Source organism: Oxalobacter paeniformigenes (assembly GCF_027158465.1).
GTDB lineage: Bacteria > Pseudomonadota > Gammaproteobacteria > Burkholderiales > Burkholderiaceae_D > Oxalobacter > Oxalobacter paeniformigenes.
This window is the reverse complement of the sequence record NZ_JAMKYL010000004.1, coordinates 151,677-176,122: the sequence shown is the minus strand read 5'-3', so window position 1 is coordinate 176,122 and position 24,446 is coordinate 151,677. Positions and strand designations below refer to the sequence as shown.

19 protein-coding genes are annotated in these 24,446 nt (G+C 53.1%); 11 read left to right on the top strand and 8 right to left on the bottom strand.

Annotation, left to right across the window (positions count from 1 at the left end; translation table 11 throughout):
• The first annotated feature begins 310 nt into the window (after positions 1–310).
• The 8 genes from NAI64_RS06675 (at position 311) to NAI64_RS06640 (ending at position 10,275) form a co-directional block, all read left to right on the top strand.
• Positions 311–1,258 (top strand): YeiH family protein, encoded by a 948-nt coding sequence (locus tag NAI64_RS06675; protein WP_269298982.1) that lies wholly within the window; start codon positions 311–313, stop codon positions 1,256–1,258.
• A 28-nt stretch (positions 1,259–1,286) separates the two neighbouring features.
• The gene (gene xth / locus NAI64_RS06670; RefSeq protein ID WP_269298980.1) at positions 1,287–2,054 is read left to right on the top strand and encodes an exodeoxyribonuclease III; all 768 of its coding nucleotides are present in this window, start codon (positions 1,287–1,289) and stop codon (positions 2,052–2,054) included.
• 83 nt (positions 2,055–2,137) lie between these two features.
• Positions 2,138–3,058, top strand: a complete 921-nt coding sequence (locus tag NAI64_RS06665) for an AEC family transporter (protein WP_269298978.1) — start codon at positions 2,138–2,140, stop codon at positions 3,056–3,058.
• A gap of 134 nt (positions 3,059–3,192) precedes the next feature.
• Positions 3,193–4,297, top strand: a protein-coding gene (gene prfB / locus NAI64_RS06660) for a peptide chain release factor 2 (protein ID WP_269298976.1) whose coding sequence is annotated in 2 segments (ribosomal slippage) — positions 3,193–3,273 and positions 3,275–4,297 — 1,104 coding nt in all. Because the reading frame shifts where the segments join, the coding sequence is not laid out codon by codon here.
• Between the two features lie 42 nt (positions 4,298–4,339).
• Positions 4,340–5,872: a lysine--tRNA ligase gene (lysS, locus tag NAI64_RS06655; RefSeq protein ID WP_269298975.1), complete on the top strand. Its 1,533-nt coding sequence runs from the start codon at positions 4,340–4,342 to the stop codon at positions 5,870–5,872.
• Between the two features lie 410 nt (positions 5,873–6,282).
• Positions 6,283–7,677 carry a glutamate decarboxylase gene (locus NAI64_RS06650; protein ID WP_269298974.1) on the top strand — a complete coding sequence of 465 codons (1,395 nt, stop codon included), beginning with the start codon at positions 6,283–6,285 and terminating at the stop codon, positions 7,675–7,677.
• Positions 7,678–7,731: 54 nt separating this feature from the next.
• Positions 7,732–8,682, top strand: a complete 951-nt coding sequence (gene glsA / locus NAI64_RS06645) for a glutaminase A (protein WP_269298973.1) — start codon at positions 7,732–7,734, stop codon at positions 8,680–8,682.
• A 57-nt stretch (positions 8,683–8,739) separates the two neighbouring features.
• Positions 8,740–10,275: an amino acid permease gene (locus NAI64_RS06640; protein WP_269298971.1), complete on the top strand. Its 1,536-nt coding sequence runs from the start codon at positions 8,740–8,742 to the stop codon at positions 10,273–10,275.
• A gap of 47 nt (positions 10,276–10,322) precedes the next feature.
• On the opposite strand, the gene NAI64_RS06635 is transcribed toward NAI64_RS06640, so the two are convergent.
• The gene (locus NAI64_RS06635) at positions 10,323–12,836 is read right to left on the bottom strand and encodes an ABC transporter permease (RefSeq protein WP_269298970.1); all 2,514 of its coding nucleotides are present in this window, start codon (positions 12,834–12,836) and stop codon (positions 10,323–10,325) included.
• Positions 12,837–13,009: 173 nt separating this feature from the next.
• Here NAI64_RS06635 and NAI64_RS06630 point away from each other — a divergent pair, with 173 nt between their 5' ends.
• Positions 13,010–14,629 (top strand): NAD(P)/FAD-dependent oxidoreductase, encoded by a 1,620-nt coding sequence (locus NAI64_RS06630; protein WP_269298969.1) that lies wholly within the window; start codon positions 13,010–13,012, stop codon positions 14,627–14,629.
• Positions 14,630–14,635: 6 nt separating this feature from the next.
• Here NAI64_RS06630 and NAI64_RS06625 read toward each other — a convergent pair whose 3' ends face one another.
• The 6 genes from NAI64_RS06625 to radC form a co-directional block, all read right to left on the bottom strand.
• The gene (locus NAI64_RS06625; protein WP_269298967.1) at positions 14,636–15,172 is read right to left on the bottom strand and encodes a C40 family peptidase; all 537 of its coding nucleotides are present in this window, start codon (positions 15,170–15,172) and stop codon (positions 14,636–14,638) included.
• Positions 15,173–15,397: 225 nt separating this feature from the next.
• On the bottom strand, positions 15,398–16,876 hold the full coding sequence (gene ntrC / locus NAI64_RS06620) for a nitrogen regulation protein NR(I) (protein WP_269298992.1): 1,479 nt from the start codon (positions 16,874–16,876) through the stop codon (positions 15,398–15,400).
• A 33-nt stretch (positions 16,877–16,909) separates the two neighbouring features.
• Complete coding sequence (gene glnL / locus NAI64_RS06615; RefSeq protein WP_269298965.1) at positions 16,910–17,977, bottom strand: nitrogen regulation protein NR(II); 1,068 nt, start codon at positions 17,975–17,977, stop codon at positions 16,910–16,912.
• A gap of 83 nt (positions 17,978–18,060) precedes the next feature.
• On the bottom strand, positions 18,061–19,476 hold the full coding sequence (glnA, locus tag NAI64_RS06610; RefSeq protein ID WP_269298963.1) for a type I glutamate--ammonia ligase: 1,416 nt from the start codon (positions 19,474–19,476) through the stop codon (positions 18,061–18,063).
• 216 nt (positions 19,477–19,692) lie between these two features.
• Entirely contained in the window at positions 19,693–20,484 is a 792-nt protein-coding gene (locus NAI64_RS06605) for a competence/damage-inducible protein A (RefSeq protein WP_269298962.1), read from the bottom strand.
• 237 nt (positions 20,485–20,721) lie between these two features.
• The gene (radC, locus tag NAI64_RS06600) at positions 20,722–21,396 is read right to left on the bottom strand and encodes a RadC family protein (RefSeq protein WP_269298960.1); all 675 of its coding nucleotides are present in this window, start codon (positions 21,394–21,396) and stop codon (positions 20,722–20,724) included.
• A gap of 140 nt (positions 21,397–21,536) precedes the next feature.
• Here radC and ispH point away from each other — a divergent pair, with 140 nt between their 5' ends.
• Positions 21,537–22,457, top strand: a complete 921-nt coding sequence (gene ispH, locus NAI64_RS06595; protein WP_269298958.1) for a 4-hydroxy-3-methylbut-2-enyl diphosphate reductase — start codon at positions 21,537–21,539, stop codon at positions 22,455–22,457.
• On the opposite strand, the gene NAI64_RS06590 is transcribed toward ispH, so the two are convergent.
• Entirely contained in the window at positions 22,450–23,463 is a 1,014-nt protein-coding gene (locus NAI64_RS06590; protein WP_269298956.1) for a glucokinase, read from the bottom strand. The genes ispH and NAI64_RS06590 overlap by 8 nt on opposite strands.
• A gap of 202 nt (positions 23,464–23,665) precedes the next feature.
• Here NAI64_RS06590 and NAI64_RS06585 point away from each other — a divergent pair, with 202 nt between their 5' ends.
• Positions 23,666–24,394, top strand: a complete 729-nt coding sequence (locus tag NAI64_RS06585) for a YebC/PmpR family DNA-binding transcriptional regulator (RefSeq protein ID WP_269298954.1) — start codon at positions 23,666–23,668, stop codon at positions 24,392–24,394.
• Positions 24,395–24,446: the final 52 nt, after the last annotated feature.

Below are 24,446 nucleotides of genomic sequence, written 5' to 3'. Positions count from 1 at the left end.
ACACGATATGCTGCATCAATCCATTGCTGAAACGGCAACGCCATCGGCCGGATATACCCCCATTCCGGGGAAATACCCGCTTCCCCGTCAACGGATTTCTTCATACTCACGCACAGGACATAAAACAATACCGTAACACGTCTGCACATCCGGCTACTTGTACGACACACAAAAAAATGCTGTATATAATGCCGGTGCAAAATGCCAGGACAGAATTTTCCGATAATGGCAACTTGCGCAAAACCATCGTCATGCCCGCCGCTGTACTGCGCAAGCATCTTGGACAAGATACAACCACCGCATTTCCATCATGAATGAATCCACAGCCAGCCAGTCTTTGCCACGTCTTCAGAAACTGGCGTTTTTCATCCTTTTGCTGCTCTGTCTGACACCTTACGTCTCCATTCCCGCAGCATTGTTTATGGGACTGGCTTTCGCCATCCTGTTTCGAAATCCCTACCCTGACCTCAGCAAGAAAACATCCCGGTATCTGTTGCAAATATCAGTCGTCGGACTGGGATTCGGCATGAACCTTTTCGAAGCGCTGAAAGCAGGAAAGGAAGGCATTCTTTTCACTATCGTTTCCGTTTTCGGTGTCCTGCTTTTAGGCATCGTACTGGGCAAGCTGTTCAAGCTCGAAAAAACCATCGCCTACCTGATTTCCGCCGGAACCGCGATCTGCGGCGGCAGCGCGATTGCCGCCGTCGCACCGATTGTCAAGGCAAAGGAAACCGAAATCTCGGTCTCGATCGGTACGGTATTCATTCTCAATGCCATCGCCCTGTTCATCTTCCCGGTACTGGGACACGCCTTCCATATGCCGCAAGGCCAGTTTGGTACCTGGGCGGCCATCGCCATTCATGATGTTTCTTCCGTCGTCGGCGCCGGTGCTGCTTATGGAGAGGAGGCGCTGAAAATCGCCACGACCGTCAAGCTCACACGCGCGCTGTGGATCATTCCCGTCGCGCTCGTGACATCCTTTTTCTTCAGACACCAATCCGGCAAAATCTACAAACCCTGGTTCATTCTCTTTTTTGCACTTGCCATGGTCGCCAACACGTTTTTGCCGATGCCGGAAATCCTCACGGGCAATATCCTCTGGCTGGCGAAAAAAGGATTTGCCGTCACCCTGTTTCTGATCGGAACCGATCTTTCGCTCAAGATCATCCGTACCGTCGGCGTCCGTTCCATCCTGTTCGGCGTAATATTATGGGCATTCATCAGCCTCCTGAGCTTTATCGTCATCACCCTGCTGTAACAAATATCCCTGTTTGAGAGACACGAACATGAAACTGGCCACATGGAACGTCAATTCCCTGAAAGTCAGGCTGCCACAGGTTCTCCAGTGGCTGCACGACAATCCCGTCGATATTCTCTGCCTTCAGGAAACCAAACTGACGGACGACCGTTTTCCGGTCATGGAAATAGAAGCCGCCGGTTACCATGCCACATTCACGGGACAGAAAACCTATAATGGTGTCGCCATTCTCTCGCGTAAACCATTGTCAGACGTCGTCAAAAACAATCCTCTCTTTCCCGATGAGCAGCAACGCCTCATCACGGGTACCTGCGACAATGTCCGCATCGTCTGCGCCTATATTCCGAACGGACAGGCCGTCGATTCCGACAAATACCGCTACAAACTCGACTGGATGAAGGCATGGCGTCAGTGGCTGTCGCAGGAAAAAACCTCCCATCCGTACATGGCACTCCTGGGCGACTACAATATCGCCCCCGACGACAGGGATGTTCACGACCCACAGGTATGGAAAGACGGCATACTCGTCTCCGTACCGGAACGTGCCGCATTCCATGCATTGCTGGACATGGACTTCGTCGATGCATTCCGTCTTTTCGACCAACCCGAACGTACTTTCAGCTGGTGGGACTACCGGCAAATGGCCTTCGTACGCAATCGCGGCCTGCGTATCGATCATATCCTGCTCTCCGGCCCGCTCGCTTCCAGATGCCGAAACTGTACGATCGACAAGACACCTCGCGCATGGAAACAGCCATCTGACCACACGCCGGTTGTAGCCGAACTGGATATCTGACATGATGAAAACAGACACGTTCACCGGACACTTGTTTATCCGGATATATTTTCTTTACACATCAGGATTCTGACAGGCGTTTCATGAGTACCGTTCTGCTCAAGGCACTATCCTTCATCCTGATCATCCTGACAGGATACATCCTCAAGAAACTGCTTTTCAGGGATCCTGCACCCCAGAGGCTGCTGGCATTCGTCCTGCTCAATATCACTTTGCCGGCAACCGTCATTCATGCATTCGGCCAGTTCAGTCGTGACACTTCCCTGTTTTTCATCGTCCTGCTCGGCTTTTTGTGCAGTTTCATCCCGATGATGCTCGTCTATCTGGCAAGCTGGCGACAACGCAAGGAAAAACGCGCTTTTGCCATGATAAACGTCACCGGTTTCAACATCGGTGCCTTTTCCCTGCCATTCATACAAAATTTCTTCGGCCCGGGCGGCATGATCGTCGCCTGTCTTTTCGACATCGGCAATGCCGTCATGGTCACCGGCGGTTCCTTCGCTTTCACCTCGACATTCCTGCAGACAAATCCCGGTGAAAAACAGACTGCCGGAACCTTGCTGAAAAAATTCATCGGATCCGTTCCGTTCGATACCTACATGCTGATGCTGTTGCTGGTCTTGTTCGGCATCCCTGTTCCCGACACCGTCCTGACGCTCATCGAACCGGTCGCGAACGCCAATGCGTTCGTCGCCATGCTGCTCATCGGCATGATGTTCGAATTCAGGACACGTGCCGACAAATACCGGACCATGTTCTCCGTCATCGGCATGCGTCTGTTCTTCGGTGCAGCCTGTTCCGCGCTGCTGTACTTTTTCCTTCCGTTTCCGCTGGAAATCCGGCAAGTACTGGCTGTCGTCGCTTTCGCACCGGTCTCGTCCATCGCACCGATCTATACCATCCGCTGCCAAAGCGACGGCGCACTTTCCAGCCTGACACTGTCCATATCGATCCTGTTCAGCCTCGTCATCATGACGGGACTGGTACTTTTCATGAAAACCTGAAAAAACGTATCCATGGCCTATCGGATACAAATTCATGCCCTTCGGACACATGAAAAAATCAAAATGGCACGCATCCACGCCCCCTCAGGGTATAATTTCATATTTGTATCAACGCCATAAAGCATAAAACCATCATGGAAGCAGAACGTATCAATTCTATCTCCCACCGTATCGCCGACCTGACCGATCGCGAGACAGCCTTACGGGGGTATCTTTGACTTCACTGCCAAGTCAGACAAACTTGAGCAGGTAAACGCCGAACTGGAAGATCCGGACATCTGGAACGACCCCAAAAAAGCCCAGGAACTCGGCCGTGAAAAAAAATCGCTTGAAAACGTCGTCCTGTCGTTACGCCACATCAAATCCGGGCTGAACGATGCCGCGGAACTCTTCGAAATGGCAAAGGAAGAACACGATGACGACACCCTCAAGGCCGTAGAATCCGATGTAACGGCGCTGCAGGACCAGATCGAAAAACTGGAATTCCGACGCATGTTCTCCAATCCGATGGATCCGTGCAACTGTTTCATCGACATTCAGGCAGGTGCCGGAGGCACCGAAGCACAGGACTGGGCATCCATGATCATGCGTCAGTATCTGCGCTATTGCGAACGCAAGGGTTTTTCAACCACCATTCTGGAACAGTCCGACGGTGAAGTCGCCGGTATCAAGACCGCAACGATCAAGGTCGAAGGCGATTATGCCTACGGTTATCTGCGTACGGAAACAGGTGTCCACCGGCTGGTTCGCAAATCGCCTTTCGATTCCGCCAACGGACGACACACATCCTTTTGCAGTCTGTTCGTCTATCCGGAAGTAGACGATTCCATCCATATCGACATCAATCCTGCCGATGTCCGTGTCGATACCTACCGTGCATCCGGCGCCGGTGGCCAGCACATCAACAAGACCGATTCAGCCGTCCGTCTGACTCATATGCCGACAGGTATCGTCGTCCAGTGCCAGAACGACCGCAGCCAGCACCGCAACCGTGCCGACGCCTGGGAAATGCTCAAGTCCCGTCTGTACGAACTGGAACTGCGAAAACGCATGGCCGAACAACAGAAACTGGAAGATTCCAAGACCGATGTCGGCTGGGGACACCAGATTCGTTCCTATGTCCTTGATTCTTCACGTATCAAGGACTTGCGTACCAATTACGAAACGGGTAACACCAAGGCCGTACTGGATGGCGATCTCGACGATTTCATCACCGAATCGCTCAAGCAGGGCATATAAGTTACCAGACTATTTTCATCCATTCCGAATCCATCTTGCATCATGACTTCGCCAACAAAGAAAAACGAACCGGCAACAGCTGCCGATGAAAATTCCATCATGGCAGAGCGCCGTGCCAAACTGGCCGCCCTGCGTCAGGAAGGTGTCGCCTATCCCAATGATTTTCGTCCACGCCACAAGGCTGCTGATTTGCATGCGCAATACGACAGCCAGAACAACGACACGCTGGAACCGGCTGCCGTCAACGTTTGCGTCGCAGGACGCATGATGCTCAAACGCGTCATGGGCAAGGCCTCGTTCGCCACCCTGATGGATGCTTCCGGTCCGCGTGCTGACGGACGTATCCAGCTTTTCATTTCCAACGATTCCATCGGCAAGGAAGCGCATGACGCTTTCAAACGCTACGACATCGGCGACATTCTGGGTGCCGAAGGAACGCTCTTCAAAACCAAAACGGGTGAACTGACGGTTCGTGTGACATCGCTGCGCCTGATCACGAAATCAATCCGTCCTCTGCCGGACAAATTCCACGGACTGGCCGACCAGGAAATCAAATATCGCCAGCGGTATGTCGATCTGATCATGAACGATGAAACCCGCCGCACTTTCAAGGCCAGAACCGCAGCCATCGCATCCATTCGCCGTTTCATGAGCGAACATGGTTTCATGGAAGTGGAAACACCGATGCTGCATCCGATCCCGGGTGGTGCTGCAGCCAAACCTTTCATCACCTATCACAACGCGCTGGACATGCAGATGTTCATGCGTATCGCACCGGAACTTTACCTCAAACGTCTTCTGGTCGGCGGGTTCGACCGTGTCTTCGAACTGAACCGCAATTTCCGCAACGAAGGGGTCTCACCACGGCACAATCCCGAATTCACGATGATGGAATTCTATGCCGCCTATGCCGATTACAAATGGCTGATGGACTTCACCGAAACCGTGATCCGTCAGGCAGTGCTCGATACCTATGGCACACCGGTCATCACCTATCAGGGACGGGAACTGGATTTTTCCAAACCATTCCATCGTCTGACGATTCTGGAAGCCATCGCAAAATACGCACCGCAATATACGACCGAACAGCTCAACGACGCGGACTTCATGCGTGCCGAACTGAAAAAATTCGGTGTCGAACTGCTGCCGACAGCCGGTATCGGCGCCTTGCAACTGGCCATGTTCGAGGAAACGGCCGAAGCCAAACTGTGGGAACCGACCTACATCATTGACTACCCTGTCGAAGTCTCTCCGCTGGCACGTGCATCGGATACCCGTCCCGACATTACCGAACGGTTCGAACTGTTCATGGTCGGCCGTGAAATCGCCAACGGTTTTTCCGAACTGAACGATCCCGAAGACCAGTCGGCACGTTTCATGAAACAGGTCGAGGCCAAGGATGCAGGCGACGAAGAAGCCATGTACTACGATTCGGACTATATCCGTGCGCTGGAATACGGCATGCCTCCGGCGGGCGGTTGCGGTATCGGTATCGACCGTCTGGTCATGCTGCTGACCGATTCGCCCAATATCCGCGATGTCATTCTCTTCCCGCACATGCGGCGTGAAGACTGAGTCCTTTTCGTCGGACTAGCCATGTGGGCCGGCATCCGCCGGCCTTTTTCATGTCCATACCCCTGCGCCTGCACAAACACAGGAAACCGGCGACATCACGCACCGGAACCATTCTCTCTCTTGGCTGTCATGGCACACCCGTTGCACGATACGGAATGCCGTCTGCATTCACCCGCTCCATTTCCGACCAGCCTGCACGACGGACGGCCGTACCGAACGACCGCCGCAAATCACAATCCCTTTAATGAAGCTCAAATCCCCTGCTGTGCGTGCAGGTACATTGGAACCGTTTGGTCAAACACCATACCTGTCCGACTCAGCATGACAAATCGCGTTGCACCGTGCGAAAAGGACAGGTAACGGGATATTTCTCACTTTCGGGTCATCAGCCCGACAAAACGGAGGCAACCATGGCTTATCTGAGTACCGACATGACACGCAACGATCCGGTTTTCGGTTCATCGTTCACCGGGCGACCAGCCAACAGAAAAACCTTTCCCGACAGCGAACAAAATGCCGGCGCCGTCTATCAGGTCGTACACGATGAATTGTATCTGGATGGCAATGCACGCCAGAATCTGGCAACTTTTTGCCAGACATTCGAAGAAGATGAAGTACACCGGCTGATGGATCTGTCCATCGACAAAAACATGATCGACAAGGATGAATACCCGCAGGCGGCAGCGATCGAAAATTACTGTGTCCATATGCTGGCCGACCTCTGGAACGCTCCGGATGCCACCGGTACGATCGGCACATCCACGGTCGGCTCCAGCGAAGCATGCATGCTCGGTGGTCTGGCGGCATTGTGGCGCTGGCGCGAAAAGAGAAAAGCGGCCGGAAAACCATACGACAAACCCAATATGGTATGCGGACCAGTTCAGGTCTGCTGGCTGAAATTCGCACGTTACTGGGACATCGAAATCCGGGAAATGCCCATGTCGGAAAACCATTACGTCATGTCGCCGGAAGACATGCTCCCGATGATCGACGAAAACACGATCTTCGTCGTCCCGACATTCGGCCAGACCTTTACAGGACTGTATGAACCGGTCAAGCCACTCTCCGACGCGCTCGACAAACTGCAGACAGATACCGGACTGGATATCGACATTCATGTCGATGCCGCCAGCGGCGGTTTTCTGGCACCTTTTTGCGCGAAAGACATTCTCTGGGATTTCCGGCTGCCGCGCGTCAAATCCATCAGTGCATCCGGCCACAAATTCGGCCTCGCACCATTGGGTGTCGGCTGGGTTGTCTGGCGTGAAACGAAAGACCTTCCGGAAGGCCTGATTTTCCATGTCAACTATCTGGGTGGCGATCTGCCGACTTTCGCGCTCAATTTTTCCAGACCAGCCGGCCAGATCATCTGCCAGTATTACAACCTGCTCAGGCTCGGTCGCGAAGGTTACCGCCGTATCCATGCTGCCTGTTACGACACGGCACAAATGCTCGCCGACGGTCTGCAACAGCTCGGCCCCTTCGAAATGATCCACAGCGGACGTGAACAGAAAGGCATTCCGGCGGTCACCTGGCGTATCCGCAAGGATGCAGACACCCCCTACACCCTTTACGACCTGGCGGACCACCTGAGAACCAGAGGCTGGCAAGTCCCTGCCTATCCCCTGCAACCCGATGCCGACCATATCATCGTCCAGCGTATTCTGGTCAGACAGGGACTGTCCGCCGACATGGCGACCCTGCTGCTGGATGACTTCAAACGCTCCATCGATTTCTTCCATACCCACCAGCCGCATGGATTCGTCGGTCATGAAGCACGCATGGGCAATCACGGAGGCCGGTAACTCCGGCCTGCGCGAAGACAAAGCAAAATGCATCATATACACAGGAATCCATCCATGAGTACCCAACAACTCCCAACGAAAAGACAACATGTTCTGGACGCCATGAAAACGGCACACCAGACATTGCAATCCGTGAACGAAGGCGCGAACGCCAGCTACATTCCGTATCTGGCTTCGGTACCTTCCAACCTGTTCGGTATCGCCCTGGCATTTACCGACGGCGAAATACTGGAAGTCGGCGATACCCGCTACGACTTCGCCATGGAATCCATTTCCAAGGTATTTACACTGGCTTGCGTGCTGGAAGAAATGGACAAAGAGACTTTCAAATCGAAAATCGGCAGCAACGCTTCCAGTGAACCGTTCAATTCCGTCATCGATCTCGAACTGCACGATGAACATCCCTACAATCCCTTTGACAATGCCGGCGCTATCGCTACCGTGGGACTGATCGGGGCTGCTTCTCCTGAAGAGCGATGGAACAAGATCATCGGAACATACAACCGGTTCGCCGGACGTGAACTGACGGTCAATGATGCGGTTTACCGTTCCGAATCCGACACCAATGCACACAATCGCGGTATTTCATGGCTGCTTAAAAGCAGTGGCAGCCTGCAAGTCGATCCGGATCACGCCTGCGACATTTACACACGGCAATGTTCGGTAGCTATCACATGCCGCGATCTCGCCATCATGGGCGGAACACTGGCAAACAGCGGCATTCATCCCGTTACCGGGAAACGGGTCATCAAGGAAGAAAACGTTCCGCCGATCCTTGCTGAAATGATGATGAACGGCATGTACGAAAACACGGGAAACTGGCTCTACAGTGCCGGACTTCCCGGAAAGAGCGGCGTCGGCGGCGGCATTCTGGCTATCGTTCCGGGCATCTGTGCGCTGGCTGCTTTCGCACCACCGCTTGACGTTCACGGCAATAGTGTCAGAGGCCAGAAAGCAGGCATCTTCCTCAGTGAAATACTGGGCTGGAATCTGTTCAAAAAATAAAAAAGGGAACCGGGACTTTCGTCAAGGGGAAGTCCCCTTTTCACCAGAGAGGCTTTCATGGCTACTGATAAAAATACCCGAAATACAAAAAAACGCACTTACATCACCTGGTTGACCATTGCCTTCATGATGGTGGCTGCCGTGGCCAGCATCCGTTCCCTGCCTGCCATGGCCGTTTACGGTCTCGGTTCGATCATGCTGTTTCTGATCCCGGCAGTCGTTTTTTTCATACCGGTCGCATTGGTCGCCTCCGAACTCGGCACCGGCTGGAACGGCGGTATTTACGGCTGGGTCAAACAAGCTTATGGAGAACGGCTCGGATTTTTCGTGATCTGGTTTTTGTGGATCGAAGTCGTTGTCTGGTATCCCAGTGTACTCGGATTCGCGGCCAGCACACTGGCCTATATGTTCAATCCCGATCTGGCAAACAACGGGATTTTCACCTGTATCATCATCATCGTTTTTTACTGGGCCTCGACGCTTCTGGCAATGCGTGGTTTCGATACCATCTCGAAATTCACCAAATGGTTCATGCTGCTGGGAACGGCGCTTCCTGCTGCCTGTCTGGTTATTTTAGGCATCATCTGGCTGCTCATGGGCAATCCATCTGCCGCTGACATGTCATGGAGCGCACTGATTCCTTCCGTTTTCCGTGAACACGGACAAACCCTGGCAGGCGCACATCATCTGCATCAGGATTACTGGAAAGCCTTTACCGGCAGTATTGCGGGACTGGTTCTGATCGTCAGCAACTTTCTGGCTTATGCCGGTATCGAAATGAACGCCATTCATGCGCGTGAACTGAAAAATCCCCAACGTGAAATGCCGCGCGCCATTCTTCTGGCCGTCATCATGATCGTGCTGATTTTCATTCCACCGACACTGTCGATCTCTCTGGTCGTACCTGCCGACTCCACCAGCCTGACCGCCGGTGTCATTCAGGCCTATGCCGCCTTTTTCAATGCTTTTGACATCGCATGGGTCACTCCCGTTCTCGGTATTCTGCTGATTATCGGTGCGCTGGGCGGCGTACTGGGCTGGACAGCAGGACCGTCCAAAGGACTGTTGTTTGTCGGAAAATCCGGCATGTTCCCGCCTATCCTGCAAAAGGTCAACAAAAACGGGGTCCAGCAGAACATCCTGATTTTGCAAGCCATTCTGGTCACAATCCTTTCGACAGCCTATGTGTTCATCGACAATGTCTCGGATGCCTTCTGGATGCTTTCTGCCATGGCGGCCTTGATGTATCTGATCATCTATATTTTCATGTTCATGTCCGCCATCAAACTCAGAAAAACGCAGCCCGACGTCAAACGCGGCTTCATTCTGAAAGGTCTGCATTTCTGGTGCGGTCTGGGATTGGCGGCAACGGTTCTGGCGATCGTTTTCGGCCTGATTCCTCCCAGCCAGTTCAGCAACATGCCGGTACTGGAATATATCGGCATTCTGGTCGCCGGGCTGGTATTGACTGGTGCACCGCCCTTTATTTTCTACGCCGTACGGAAGCCGGACTGGGCGGTGACGCCGAAAGAAGAAACCGAAGCCTATTCCGCACCCTACCAGAATCTGAAAGACGATACACCTGCAGATTGAACCGGACGATATCTCTCCAAAGGCTTTCCCGTTACGGGAAAGCTTTTTCATGAGAGCCTGCGCAACGACTGGACTGGCAGCGTATTCAGTACCTTGCGCAATCCCAACCATCCGCCTGCACAGGCACAAAAAATCCCGCCAGCCACACCGTACACCCAGACCAGCGGATTGAACGTCCAGTCAAATTCAAGAAAACGCACCGCCAGCACCCATCCCGCGAGACTTGCACCCGATGCCGCTAGCAAACCGCTCATGGCACCGATAAAGACCAGCTCGATACGCTGCATGCGTCGCAATTCCTTGCGTGTGGCGCCCAACGTACGCAAAATGCTGGCTTCATGCATCCGTTCTTCCTGCGTACCGACCAGTGCGGCATGCAATACCAGCACACCAGACGTCAGCGTAAACAAAAACAGGAATTCGACAGCCAGCGTGACCCGTTCCAGTATGGATTTGACCTGCGCGACAAGGTAACCGATATCGACGACCGTCAGATTCGGAAACTCGTGCACCATTTTGTCGATGGCGTTTTTTTGCGATACATCGGCATAAAAAGAAGTAATCCATGTCGCCGGCATCTCCTGCATGTCTTCCGGATGCGTGATGACAAAGAAATTGACACGTGCCGAACTCCAGTCCAGCTTGCGCAAACTGGTAACCGTCACTTCGACAGGCATACCGGTCACATCGAAAACCAGCCTGTCGCCCGTTGCGATTCCCAGCGTTTTCGCCAGTCTTTCTTCCAGTGATGCCTCGGCATGACGGCTCCCGAACCAGCTGCCTTCGACAATCCGGTTTTGCGGCGGCAATTCCGTCATACAGGACAGATTGAATTCACGATCGACGAGCCTTTTGGCACGTGCGTCATCGTAATCCCTGCTGCTGACGGCTTTTCCGTTTACCGATACGAGCCTGCCACGAATCATCGGATACAAAACCGGTGCTGCCACACCTGCATGAACCAGTCTGTCGCGTACCGTCTCTTTCTGATCCGGCAAAATATTGACCACAAAATGATTCGGCGTATCCGGCGGCAAAGCCTTTTGCCATGCACCGATCAGATCGTTCCTGACCACCGTGAGCAACAGCATCGCCATCAGACCGACCGACAACGCGACAATCTGAAGTACCGTTGTCGCCGGTTTCCGTTCCAGTACCGACAGGCAAAAACGCAAACTGCCCTGTTGCATATGGATTCTTGCGAAAACAAGCGCCCTGATAGCACACCACCCCAAGAAGGCGATCACGGCAGCGATTGCCAAAAATCCGCACAGCATCCACAATCCCATCCACCACTCACCTGTCAGCCAGCACAACAGGCCGAAAAAAACAGCCACGCCCGGAACATATGCCCACCCCCCCGATATTTCAGCACTGCCGACATCACGGTGGATAACGCGGATGACAGGTACCCGTTGCAAACTGCAAATCGGCGGCAATGCAAATCCCAACAACAACGACATCCCGATAAGCAGACATTTCGCCATCGTCATCCAGCTTGCAGATGCCATCTGTTGTGGCAAAACCGTCCGCAAAATAGCGATCAGCGCGAAATGTCCACCATAGCCTGCCGCCAGACCGATGAAACACCCCAACAGCCCGATCACTATAAAACCGGTCAGATAAACCAGCACGATCTGTTTTGCCTTCATCCCCAAACAGCGCAATATGGCACATGTATCCATGTGCCGCTTCACGAAACGGCGCGTTCCCATGGCAATGGCTATTGCCGCCAGCACGGCAGACAAGAGACCGATCAATGCCAGAAACTGACGTGCCCGGTTCAATGTGGTTTTCATTTCCGGACGGTTGTTTTCCACCGTCTCGATTCGCATACCACGCAGGTTGTCCGTAACGATCCGTTCTTCAGCCCATTGTCTGAACCGTTCGATTCCATCGGGCGCTCCCGAGAGCAACAGTCTGAACGATACACGTGAAGCCGGTTGTACCAGACCGGTCTTTTCAAGATCCTGCAAGGACATCATGACGCGAGGTGCCAGATTGACCCATGATATTCCCCTGTCGGGTTCTGAAACGATAACGTGCGACACACGATACCTGCCATTGCCCAGTTGAATGTTGTCGCCGATTCCGGTGCCCGGTTCTGCCAGTAATGCCTGGTCTACCCAGACCGTTCCTACCTCCGGAATGCCCTCGGCTTCCAAGACCTTGCCGTTTGCTTCTCCGGCAAGCTGCAATGCACCACGCAACGGATATCCTTCGGATACCGCCTTCAACGACACCAGTCGCGGTACTGTCTTGCCATTTCCTTTCGGCAACGCCATCGTGGGAAACTGGCGCGTTTGTGCCGATGACAGCCCCTGCCTTTCCGCTTCGTCATACCATATCTGATCGAACGCTCTGTCAGATATGATCTGCATATCCGCACCCAAAAAAACGGCTGCTTCGCCGCGAAGACTTGCATGCATCCTGTCGACGAAAAAGCTGACAGACGACAATGCCGCTACCGCGACACTCATCGCTACCAGCAAAAAACGCCATTCACCTGCGCGCCAGTCCCGCAGCATCATTCTGATTGCATGCAAAAAAAACGAAAACATCAGGCTGTCACCTCCGGAAAACGGAACCTGTCTCCGTAGCATTGCCATTATCCCGCAAACAACATCATACAAAGATAGATGCAGATTGCATGGCAGAGTAAAATAACGCCCTGAAACATCAGCTTATGCCATGCCTGCAAAAACGGCATGATTTTATCTGCCTCCTGACCGTTATGCTTCGACTGACCGATATCCGATTGCCGCTTGACCATCATCCGGATGACCTGAAACAAGCCATTTGCGACCGACTGAATTTATCCGGCGATGCGATATCGGGATTTACCGTATATCGCCGCAATTACGACGCCCGCAAGAAAACGGCCATCATGTTTTCCTATACGCTTGATGTCAGTGTCGCCGACGAACAGGCCGTTCTGGCACGTTTTCCGAATCATCCCCATATCCGGCTCGCGCCGGACATGACTTACCGGTTCGTCACCCGTGCGCCCGACGTGCCGTTCATGCGCCCGCTCATCATCGGATGCGGTCCCTGCGGTCTGTTCGCCGCCCTGATTCTGGCGCAAAGCGGTTTCAAACCCATCGTACTGGAAAGAGGCAAAAATGTCCGCGAGAGAACGCAGGACACTTTCGGATTCTGGCGTGAACGTCGCCTTGATCCGGAATCCAACGTCCAGTTCGGCGAAGGCGGTGCAGGCACCTTTTCGGACGGCAAGCTCCACACCCAGATACGCGACCCGAAACATTATGGCCGCAAGGTACTCTCGGAATTCGTCAAGGCGGGCGCTCCCGAGGAAATTCTTTATATCGGCAAACCGCACATCGGAACGTTCCGTCTGGTTCGTATCATCGAACAAATGCGCAAAGACATCATCGCGCTGGGCGGCGAATTCCGTTTCATGAGCCGTGTCGATGACCTGCTCATCGAAAACGGGCAAACAAAAGGCGTCGTCCTGTCGAACGGCGAAACGATTTTTTCCGACCATATCGTGCTGGCACCCGGACACAGTGCGCGCGACACTTTCGATATGCTCTACCGGCGCGGCATACAAATCGAGGCGAAACCTTTTTCCATCGGTTTCCGTATCGAACATCCCCAATCGCTGATCGACCGCTGCCGTCTCGGTCCGAACGCAGGCAATCCGCTGCTCGGCGCTGCCGACTACAAACTGGTTCACCACTGCAAAAACGGTCGTTCCGTTTACAGTTTCTGCATGTGTCCGGGCGGAACAGTCGTCGCGGCTGCATCCGAACCCGGCCGGCTGGTCACGAATGGTATGAGCCAGTATTCCCGTAATGAACGCAACGCCAACGCCGCCATCGTCGTGGATATCACGCCTGAGGACTATCCGGGACATCCGTTGGCGGGTGTAGCCTTTCAGCGGCAACTGGAACAAAAAGCATTCGAGCTGGGCGGCTCCAACTACAACGCACCCTGCCAGCTCGTCGGCGATTTTCTCAAGGGAAAACCGTCCACACGGCTGGGCTCCGTCATTCCATCTTACCAACCCGGCGTCACACCCTGCGACCTGTCGCAGGCATTGCCGGGTTACGCCATCGACGCCTTGCGTGAGGCCATTCCCGCCTTCGAACGATCGATCCCCGGATTCGCGCTGGAAGATGCTGTGCTGACAGGTACCGAGACACGCACTTCATCTCCGGTGCGCATCACACGTAACCGTGACGATTTCCAGAGCGTCAATGTCAGGGGATTGTATCCGGCCGGAGAAGGTGCCGGTTATGCAGGCGGCATTCTGTCGTCCGCAGTGGATGGCATCATGGTCGCCGAAGCGATTGCACAGGATATCGTGAAAAAAACCAGTCAACCGTCCTGACCGGTCTCATTCATCGACGTCATCGCGGAAAGCCTGAAGGATTCTTTCCTTTTCGGAGGCGAATTGCCGTTGTGTTCCGGGATCGGAAATACGTCTTGCACCATTGAACCGGTTTTTCCAGTAACCCTGTTCCATGTTGTCGATCCGGACGGTCTTTCCAGACGACGGTGCATGGATGAACTTGTTGTCCCCCAGATAAATACCGACATGCGAATAATTGCGACGGCGCGTATTGTAAAACACAAGATCGCCTGGCTGGAGTTCGTCACGTTCGACTTCCTCACCGACTCGGCTCAGTTCAAGTGAGGTGCGAGGCAGTGTCGTCCCCCATGCTTCCTTGAAAACATATCGGACCAGACCACTGCAATCGATACCGGTTTCCGGCGAATTGCCACCATACTTGTAATGTACCCCGATGAGGGTCATGGCCGTCATGGCCAGTTCGGTAGCACGATGCGTGAAATTGTGAATCTGCGTCATGGCCGGCGCCGATGTATCATCGGCACGATTTCCCGCCTTTTGCGCCATGGCTTGATCAGTCATTCCGAACAGGCACCCCGCCATCGCGGCACAAGCACAGAACCTCCGGAAAAACGTGTACCTTTCTGGCGACATTGTTCAAAACCCGTTGCTGACTGACCAGCCAAAACTTTAAGCGAATATGACATTATTGTCAAAGCATATTCCCCCAAGATGACGTGAATTGACTGTTTTTTCAGCCAATTCTTGTCAGTTCCGGGAATTTTGTTACAAATTCACGCTTCGGTATCAGCCGTTTGCCGATTCATTCTCCAGTCCCAGTTCCTGTATTTTCCGTGCGATCGTGTTTCTGCCCATACCCAGAAGTATCGCTGCCTCGTTTTTGCGTCCTTTCGTGCGATTCAGCGCGGTTCTGATCAGGATTTTCTCGAACTGTTTTCCCAGTTTGTCCATCAGATCGCTTTCACCTTTTTCAAGCAATGCGCCAACGGTTTTTTCAAGGGAAATTTCCCATGAAGGTGTCTGAACCTGCATGGTATCGGAATATGGTACCGTCACCGCAGATGTTTCGTCTGCCGCCATCACGACAGGTACCGTTCTTTCAGGCTGCCCGTTTTCTTCAAGCAACTCTGCCGGCATATCCTTGACGTCGATAACCTGCCCTGCCACCATGACCGTAAACCAGTAGCAGATATTTTCCAGCTGTCTGACATTGCCTGTGAGCTTGCATCGCGACAGAAACGCCGCCGCTTCTTCGGAAAGTATTTTTGGTTCCACGCCGAGTTGCGCAGCACTCTGCTTCAGAAAATGGCGAGCCAGTACGGGAATGTCTTCGGCCCGTTCACGCAGGCTCGGCAAGCGCAAACGGATGACATTGAGACGGTGAAACAGATCTTCACGGAATGCGCCTTCTTTCACCAGTCTTTCCAGATTCTGGTGCGTTGCGGCAATCACACGAACGTTGGCCTTCACCGACTGGTTGCCTCCGACACGATAAAAATGTCCGTCAGAGAGTACCCGAAGCAACCGGGTCTGCATGTCAAGTGGCATATCCCCGATTTCATCAAGAAACAGCGTACCGCCTTCTGCCTGCTCGAAACGCCCGCGACGCATGACTTGCGCGCCGGTAAACGCACCTTTTTCATGACCGAACAATTCGGATTCCATCAAGTCTTTCGGAATGGCCGCCATATTGAGCGCGATGAACGGCTGCGATGCACGCGGGCTGTGGCGATGCAAGGCTCTGGCGACCAGTTCCTTGCCGGTTCCAGACTCGCCGGTAACCAGCACGGTGGCATTGGAATGCGACAGACGGCCGATCGCCCTGAAAACTTCCTGCATGGCCGGTGCCTGCCCGATGATTTCAGGCACGTGGTCAAGACTTTTTTCCATGACCGCTTTCGCTTCGCTCTCTTTCATCGCACGCTTGATCAGATCAACGGCACGTCCCAGATCGAACGGTTTGGACAAATACTCGAACGCGCCCCCCTGAAATGCGGAAACAGCCGAATCCAGATCGGAATAAGCCGTCATGATGATGATCGGCAAATGCGGAAAACGTTTTTTGGTTTCTTCCAGCAAATGCAGACCCGACTTGCCTGGCATGCGTATGTCGGAGACGAGCACCTGCGGCGTTTCCCGTTCCATGGCCTCAAGCACTTCATCTGCCGACGAAAAACTTTTCAGCGGAATGTTTTCCCGTGCAAGTGCCTTTTCAAGCACCCAACGGATCGACTCATCATCATCCACTATCCAGACCGGTTTCATATTCAACCCCATTATGTCCATTCGATAAGCGTATCAGGCTCTGGCAATCGGCAACCTGATCAGAAACTCCGTATGTCCCGGACGGCTTTCACATTCGATCAGGCCGCCATGCTGTCGCACGATCGTTTGCGACAATGTCAGTCCCAGACCGCTCCCGCCTTCGGTCCCCGAGACCAGTGGAAAAAAAATCTTTTCGATCATATCCGGTGCGATACCGGGCCCGTTATCGATGATATGCAAGTTCAATGCCAGACGATATCGCACTTTCGCCAGTGTGACCTGTCTGGAAACACGCGTCTTGAACACCAGCTCCGCATTGCCCTCACGGATTTTGTCCGCAAGCGCATGAACGGCATTTTGCGCGATATTCAATACCGCCTGTATCAGCTGTTCCTTGTCCCCTGCTATTTCAGGCAACGAAAGATCGTAATCACGCCGGATCGTCAGTCCGTGCGGATATTCCGCCAGCACGATACTGCGGACCCGTTCGCATACTTCATGAATATTGAGATCATTGACGATATGAGGACGCTTCCCGGGTACCAGCATTCTGTCCACCAGTTTCTGGAGCCGCTCCGATTCACGGATGATGACTTGCGTATACTCACGCAAGTCCTTCATGTTCCTGTCGGGCAATTCCATTTCCAGCAATTGTGCCGCCCCCTTGATACCACCCAGCGGATTCTTGATCTCATGCGCCAGATTGCGCACCAGTTCCAGATTCGCCTGATTCTGGTCCATCAACCGTTTCTCGCGATCCTGTCTGAGCTGCTGGACATTTTCACGCAACTCGACGAGTACGGAAGCATCCGGGAAATCAATCGCCTTGACGATGCAATAGACATGAAGCGCAGACCTGCCGAGCCGGTCAAGTACCAGTTCCTGCCTTTTTTCGGCAGGATCATGCGCTATCACCTGGCGGCATATATCGTCAAACACATCGCCATTCAGAAATATTTGTTCAGGTCGCTGATACAACAAAACCTTGGACGAATATTCCAGCAAATCCTCGGCTGCCGGATTGACATACATGATCCGCCTGTCTCGATCGAGTATCATGACAGCCGAAGCCAGCAAATCCAGTCCGCACAGTGTTTCCATGATGCTTGCCCTTTCCCGGCATGACCCGACAAAAAAGGCGAAAACGTCGCCATTTTCGCCTTTTTCCTGAACCTTCCGGATATTTACAGCGAATAATACATATCGAATTCAACCGGATGCGGTGCCATGCGGAAACGCTGGACTTCCTGCATCTTCAATTCGATATAGGCATCGATCATGACGTTGCTGAACACACCGCCGCGAGTCAGGAACTCACGATCCTTGTCCAGCGCTTCCAGCGCCTGTTCCAGCGAGGAACAAACCGTCGGGATCATGGCATCTTCTTCCGGTGGCAGATGGTACAGATCCTTCGAAGCCGGTTCGCCCGGATGGATCCGGTTCTGGATGCCATCCAGACCCGCCATCAGCAAGGCGGCGAAACACAGATACGGATTGGCCAGCGGATCCGGGAAGCGCGTTTCGACGCGACGTGCTTTCGGGTTCGAAACATGCGGAATACGGATGGATGCCGAACGGTTGCGAGCCGAATATGCCAGTTTGACCGGCGCTTCGAATCCTGGAACGAGGCGTTTGTAAGAGTTGGTACCTGGATTGGTAATGGCATTCAGTGCTCGTGCATGTTTGATGATACCGCCGATGTAATACAGGGCGAATTCCGACAAACCGGCATAACCATCACCGGCAAACAGGTTCTTGCCGTCTTTCCAGATCGACTGGTGAACATGCATGCCGGAACCGTTGTCGCCTTCAATCGGCTTGGGCATGAAGGTAGCCGTCTTGCCATAGGTATGCGCAACATTCCAGATGATGTACTTCATGTTCTGCGTCCAGTCGGCACGTTCGACCAGCGTCGAGAAACGGGTACCGATTTCGTTCTGGCCCGCACCGGCGACTTCATGGTGATGGACTTCGACAGGAATACCCATCTGCTCCATCAGCAGGCACATTTCCGAACGCATGTCCTGAAAACTGTCGACTGGAGGTACCGGAAAATAACCGCCCTTGACAGCAGGACGGTGTCCGCTGTTGCCGCCTTCCATCTTGAGTCCCCTCGACCAGGAACCTTCTTCGGAATCGATCTTGAAAAAACAGCCCGACATGCCGTGATCCCAGCGAACGCTGTCGAAAATGAAAAATTCCGGTTCCGGTCCGAAATAGGCAACATCACCAATGCCTGACGACTTCAGGTGCGCTTCGGCACGTTTGGCGATAGAACGCGGATCGCGGTCATATCCCTTGCCGTCGGAAGGTTCCACGACATCGCACTGCATGAAAATGGTCGTGTCTTCCATAAACGGGTCAATATTGGCCGTCGACGGATCAGGAAACAACAACATGTCCGATGCCTCGATACCCTTCCATCCCGCAACGGAAGAACCGTCGAATGCATGGCCCTCTTCAAATTTGTCGATATCGAACCCCGATGCAGGAACGCTGACATGCATTTCCTTGCCACGGGTATCGGTAAAACGAAGGTCAATAAACTTGGCCTCGTTTTCGCTGATCATTTTCAAGACATCTTCCGCTGTCCTAGACATACCATTCTCCTTTGTTAGCTTGTTCCGTTTGGCCCATTCCTTGATATTGGCGCTGTATATACCCGTCTGCAAAAAAGCATTTTCCGTGCCAGTTTTGCCTTCGCCACTTGCTGGATCAATATGCCGCTTCGCCTATCGCCATGAAAGGAAATGCACCGATCCGGTGCATTATACCGTGTGTTCATGCACCATAACGGTACATTCCGCCTGATCGCACTATACCGGTTCATTCAGCTGATATTGCGCCCCGATATCGTCGAGTCCATCTATCAGCATTCTGAAAGCTTCTTCCAGATCGCCCGGATGTCCCTTGACCCCCATTTCCACATAATTGCTCAACCGGGTATTACCCATATGCGGGAGACTGAAAACCTTGATAGACGGAAAACTCATTTCGATACTTTCCATCAATGGCGTCATTTTCGCCTCGACTGCGCCATAGACCACGACAGAGCGTTCACCGTACTCGACCTGATGGAACAAGGCACTGTGATAGGTATCGAGCGCCCAGGCAATCATGGCCTTGGCCATCTGGGGAAAACCCGGTACAAAATAGTGGGTTCCATAGGAAAAACCCGGAATCCGGTTGACCGGATTGGGAATGATGCGAGAACCGGACGGATATTCGCCCATTTTCAGACGTCTGAGATTGTCCGGCGAATTGTAATCGATATGATTCGGATCTTTTGCTGTTTCGGCAATACGCTCGTAAATTTTCACTTTCGCTTCGGGATGCAATTCCAGCGGTTTTCCCAGCGCGATGGAGGCGCATTGCCGCGTATGATCATCCGGCGTGGAGCCGATTCCTCCACAACAGAAAACGATATCGGAACTGGCCAGCGTTTCCCGCAAAACAGCGATGATGCGCTCCGGTTCATCTCCGAGATAGCGAGCCCAGTCCAGCGACAGGCCGCGTTCTTTCAGAATCTGGACGACATTCGGAAAATGCTGGTCGCTTCTTTTTCCCGACATGATTTCATCACCGATAATAATAAGTCCTATTGCCATAGCCGATTCACACCTGATTGAAAGAAGCACAAAAATACCGATTCCGAATTCTGACATAATTTGCGCAAGATGATAGCCCCGCCCGCACCATTTCAGGCGAATATGGCGTACAGACCGCCCTTTGAATACTGCATGACCACCGCACGATACATATGTGGCGACATGCTGTGCGATACATCATCTTTGATACTTCTGAAACGGACACATAATGTCCCGTTCAGAAAAAATCGAACCTCGTTACATCAGGCCATGTTCCGCAAAGGAAAACGTTTCATTGCCGGCGACAATGACATGATCCAGCACCCGGATATCGACCAGACCAAGCGCCTGTCTGAGCAAATGGGTCAATGTTTTGTCAGCCTGGCTCGGCTTGACGGTTCCGGACGGATGATTGTGTGCAAAAATGACACTGGCGGCATTGCATGCCAGGGCAGCCTTGACCACTTCCCGTGGATACACACTGGTATGCGAGAGCGTCCCGCGAAACATTTCCGTACAGGCAATCAGTTTGTTGCCGACATCCAGAAACAGGACGACAAACGATTCATGTGACTGGCGACTGAAATACAGCCTGAGATAATCCTTCACCTTGTCGGATGCTGTCAGTGCAACTCCTTTTTGCATATCTTCAGCCAACAGGCGTCTGGCCAGCTCCATAATGGCCTGAAGCTGTGCATATTTCGCGGGACCTATACCGCTTAATGCCGAGAAATCCTCAAGTCGTGCGGCAAACAATCCTGAGAGTGAACCGAAATGCATCATGATTTCCCGCCCGAGATCCACAGCGCTTTTGCCGTTGACACCCGTTCTCAGGAAAATGGCCAGCAATTCCGCATCGGAAAGCTGTGCCGGACCACCCTTTATCAAACGTTCGCGCGGCCTTTCATGCGCAGGCCAGTCTGTGATCGCCATGGTCTGAATTCTCCCGGTCTATCTGATAATATAAAAAAGCAGCCGCCGGTTCACACCATCCGGCCTGAAAATTCTAGTTCAAATTATCCCGCCGTACAAAAACGGCATATCTGCCATTTCTGTTTGCCTATTGTTGACTCATGAAAATCATTCTGGCCCAGCCACGTGGCTTTTGTGCGGGCGTCAAACGCGCTATCGAAACCGTGGAACGCGCACTGGCCCGCTTTGGAAAACCGGTTTATGTCCGCCACGAGATCGTCCATAACACTTATGTCGTTAACAGGCTTCGGGAAAAAGGCGCAGTTTTCGTCGAGGAACTTGATGAAGTCCCCAAGGGAAGCATTCTGGTTTTTTCGGCACATGGCGTATCACGCGCCATCCGTGAAGAAGCCGAAAAACGGGGTTTCAGATTGTTCGATGCCACCTGTCCTCTGGTTACCAAGGTGCATGTCGAAGTCGCCAAACAACGGCAAGACCACCGTGAAATCATCGTGATCGGACACAAGGGACATCCGGAAGTGGAAGGCACGCTCGGACAATCGGATACCGGCATGCATCTGATAAGCGATCTGGAAGATATCGACAAACTCAAAATTACACAGCCTGAAAAACTGGCCTATGTCTCGCAGACCACCCTGTCCGTCGACGATACGGCAACCATCATTTCGGAGTTGAAGAAACGTTTTCCAGACATTGCCGAACCCAAAAAAGCGGATATCTGTTATGCGACGACCAACCGCCAGACGGCTGTTCGCGAACTGGCTGAAAAAACGAGCCTGATCATCGTCGTCGGCAGCCAAAACAGCTCCAATTCAAACCGTCTGCGCGAAATGGCAGAAAAAAACGGCGCAGTCGCCTATATGGTGGACAATGCCTCGCAAATCGATTCCGGCTGGCTGAAAGGACATGAAACCATTGGCATCACCGCCGGCGCATCCGCGCCGGAAATTCTGGTTCGGGAAGTCATCGCCAGACTTGTGCAGGAAGGCGCCGAATCCGTCACCGAAATGCAAGGCATGGAAGAAACACTGGTTTTTCCCCTCCCCAAGGGACTCAAATAAACGGTTCTCCCTGAAAATATCGTTCCATCATCGCAGAAACCCCCTTGAATGCTGCGAAGGTATCCATCAGCACAAAAACCGGAATCCGGGAGACATATTCCGAAAAACGTCCCTTCGCCTCGAAACGTTCCCTGAAACCGGACGCTTCAAAACGCTTCACGATACGCGGCACAATACCGCCCCCGATATAGATGCCACCTTGCGCGCCCAGTGTCAGCGCCAGATTGCCCGCTACAGTTCCCAGCATCCGGCAAAATACCTCGACAGTCCGGTCGCACAGCGAACCGGGCTGTTTCTGTGCTTTTTCCGTGATTTCACATGCCCTCAGCGACTCCGGCGTTTCACCACCTATTTCGGCCAGAAGCCTGTACAGCCACTCCAGACCGGGACCGGAAATCAGCCGCTCGGCCGACACATGGCCATAGTGTTTTTTCGCCAGCGCCAAAATCTCCATTTCCAGTTCACTGAACGGAGAAAACGAAACATGCCCGCCTTCGGTTTCCAGCGGGAAAAAATACCGTCCGCAAGGCACAAGTCCCGATACGCCCAACCCTGTTCCGGGGCCGATCAGGCCGACTGCCTTGTCCTTGCGTGGTACATTGCCACCGCACTGTATCAACGCCTGTGGCGGCAAATACGGAATGGCCATGGCAAGCGCCGTGAAGTCGTTGAAAAAACGCAATATCGTGAAACCGAAAGTCTGTCTGACAGCTTCGATCGAGAAAGCCCAGCCTGAATTGGTCATTTTCACTCTGTCGCCATCAAGCGGATTGGCAATGGCGATCGCCGCACTTCGAACCGAACGAGAACCTGCCGCCAGTGATCCGGAACGCTGCAAATAATGATGCAAGGCACTTTCGAAATCCGGAAAATCACGATTGGACAACACTGCCGCCGCTTCGAAACGCCCTGCTTTGGTTTCGATGGCAAAACGCGCATTGGTTCCACCCACATCGCCGATCAGGCACGGGAAGCGGTATTTCATATCCGGTCGTTCTGTCTGCATCTTCCTGCCTTGAAATGTTTCCCTTTCCCATTATGGCTGCCGCATCCGATTCACGGCAAGCGGAAAAATACACAGGAACCTGGCAAGTCGCCATCCGCGAAAGCGAATTTCGGGCAAATGGCGGGAAACGAGATTTTTTCAGCTTCATCCAGTATGGTAAAATCCCGTATTGATTCAGATAACCTTTGATGGAAAGAACACCATGTCCGGACATAGTAAATGGGCCAATATCAAACACAAAAAAGCAGCCACTGACGCCAAACGCGGAAAAATTTGGACGCGACTGATCAAGGAAATCACGGTTGCCGCACGTATGGGCGGCGGCGACGTCAACAGCAATCCGCGTCTGCGCCTGGCAGTCGACAAGGCTGCAGCAGCCAACATGCCGAAAGAAAACGTCCAGCGTGCCATCGCACGCGGCACCGGAACGCTTGACGGCGTCAATTATGAAGAAGTCCGTTATGAAGGCTACGGTATCAACGGCGCAGCCATCATCGTGGACTGTCTGACCGACAACCGCGTCAGAACCGTATCGGAAGTCCGCCACGCCTTCTCGAAATTCGGCGGCAACATGGGAACGGAAGGTTCCGTTTCCTTCCAGTTCAAACACTGTGGCCAGCTGTTTTTCGCCCCCGGAACGGATGAAGATGCACTGATGGAAGCTGCGCTGGAAGCAGGTGCGGAAGACGTCATCAGCGATGAGGAAGGCGGTTTCGAAGTCATTTGCGCTCCAGCTGATTTCGCGCAGGTCAAGGAAGCTCTTGAAAAAGCGGGTTTCAAACCGGAAATGGCGGAAATCGTCATGCGTCCGAATTCCGAAACCGAATTTACCGGCGCCGAAGCTGAAAAAATGCAGAAACTTCTGGATGCGCTGGAAAATCTCGACGATGTGCAGGAAGTCTATACGAACGCTGTCATCGAAGAAGAATAAGACGGCCGCGATGCCGTCCCAACAATGTCAGACCAATTTTTGAAGGCTTTCG

Coding starts and splice junctions, on each gene's coding strand:
- NAI64_RS06675 (WP_269298982.1), top strand. CDS start 311: ATGAATGAATCCACAGCCAGCCAGTCTTTGCCACGTCTTCAGAAACTG.
- xth (WP_269298980.1), top strand. CDS start 1,287: ATGAAACTGGCCACATGGAACGTCAATTCCCTGAAAGTCAGGCTGCCA.
- NAI64_RS06665 (WP_269298978.1), top strand. CDS start 2,138: ATGAGTACCGTTCTGCTCAAGGCACTATCCTTCATCCTGATCATCCTG.
- lysS (WP_269298975.1), top strand. CDS start 4,340: ATGACTTCGCCAACAAAGAAAAACGAACCGGCAACAGCTGCCGATGAA.
- NAI64_RS06650 (WP_269298974.1), top strand. CDS start 6,283: ATGGCTTATCTGAGTACCGACATGACACGCAACGATCCGGTTTTCGGT.
- glsA (WP_269298973.1), top strand. CDS start 7,732: ATGAGTACCCAACAACTCCCAACGAAAAGACAACATGTTCTGGACGCC.
- NAI64_RS06640 (WP_269298971.1), top strand. CDS start 8,740: ATGGCTACTGATAAAAATACCCGAAATACAAAAAAACGCACTTACATC.
- NAI64_RS06635 (WP_269298970.1), bottom strand. CDS start 12,836: ATGTTTTCGTTTTTTTTGCATGCAATCAGAATGATGCTGCGGGACTGG.
- NAI64_RS06630 (WP_269298969.1), top strand. CDS start 13,010: ATGCTTCGACTGACCGATATCCGATTGCCGCTTGACCATCATCCGGAT.
- NAI64_RS06625 (WP_269298967.1), bottom strand. CDS start 15,172: ATGACTGATCAAGCCATGGCGCAAAAGGCGGGAAATCGTGCCGATGAT.
- ntrC (WP_269298992.1), bottom strand. CDS start 16,876: ATGAAACCGGTCTGGATAGTGGATGATGATGAGTCGATCCGTTGGGTG.
- glnL (WP_269298965.1), bottom strand. CDS start 17,977: ATGGAAACACTGTGCGGACTGGATTTGCTGGCTTCGGCTGTCATGATA.
- glnA (WP_269298963.1), bottom strand. CDS start 19,476: ATGTCTAGGACAGCGGAAGATGTCTTGAAAATGATCAGCGAAAACGAG.
- NAI64_RS06605 (WP_269298962.1), bottom strand. CDS start 20,484: ATGGCAATAGGACTTATTATTATCGGTGATGAAATCATGTCGGGAAAA.
- radC (WP_269298960.1), bottom strand. CDS start 21,396: ATGGCGATCACAGACTGGCCTGCGCATGAAAGGCCGCGCGAACGTTTG.
- ispH (WP_269298958.1), top strand. CDS start 21,537: ATGAAAATCATTCTGGCCCAGCCACGTGGCTTTTGTGCGGGCGTCAAA.
- NAI64_RS06590 (WP_269298956.1), bottom strand. CDS start 23,463: ATGCAGACAGAACGACCGGATATGAAATACCGCTTCCCGTGCCTGATC.
- NAI64_RS06585 (WP_269298954.1), top strand. CDS start 23,666: ATGTCCGGACATAGTAAATGGGCCAATATCAAACACAAAAAAGCAGCC.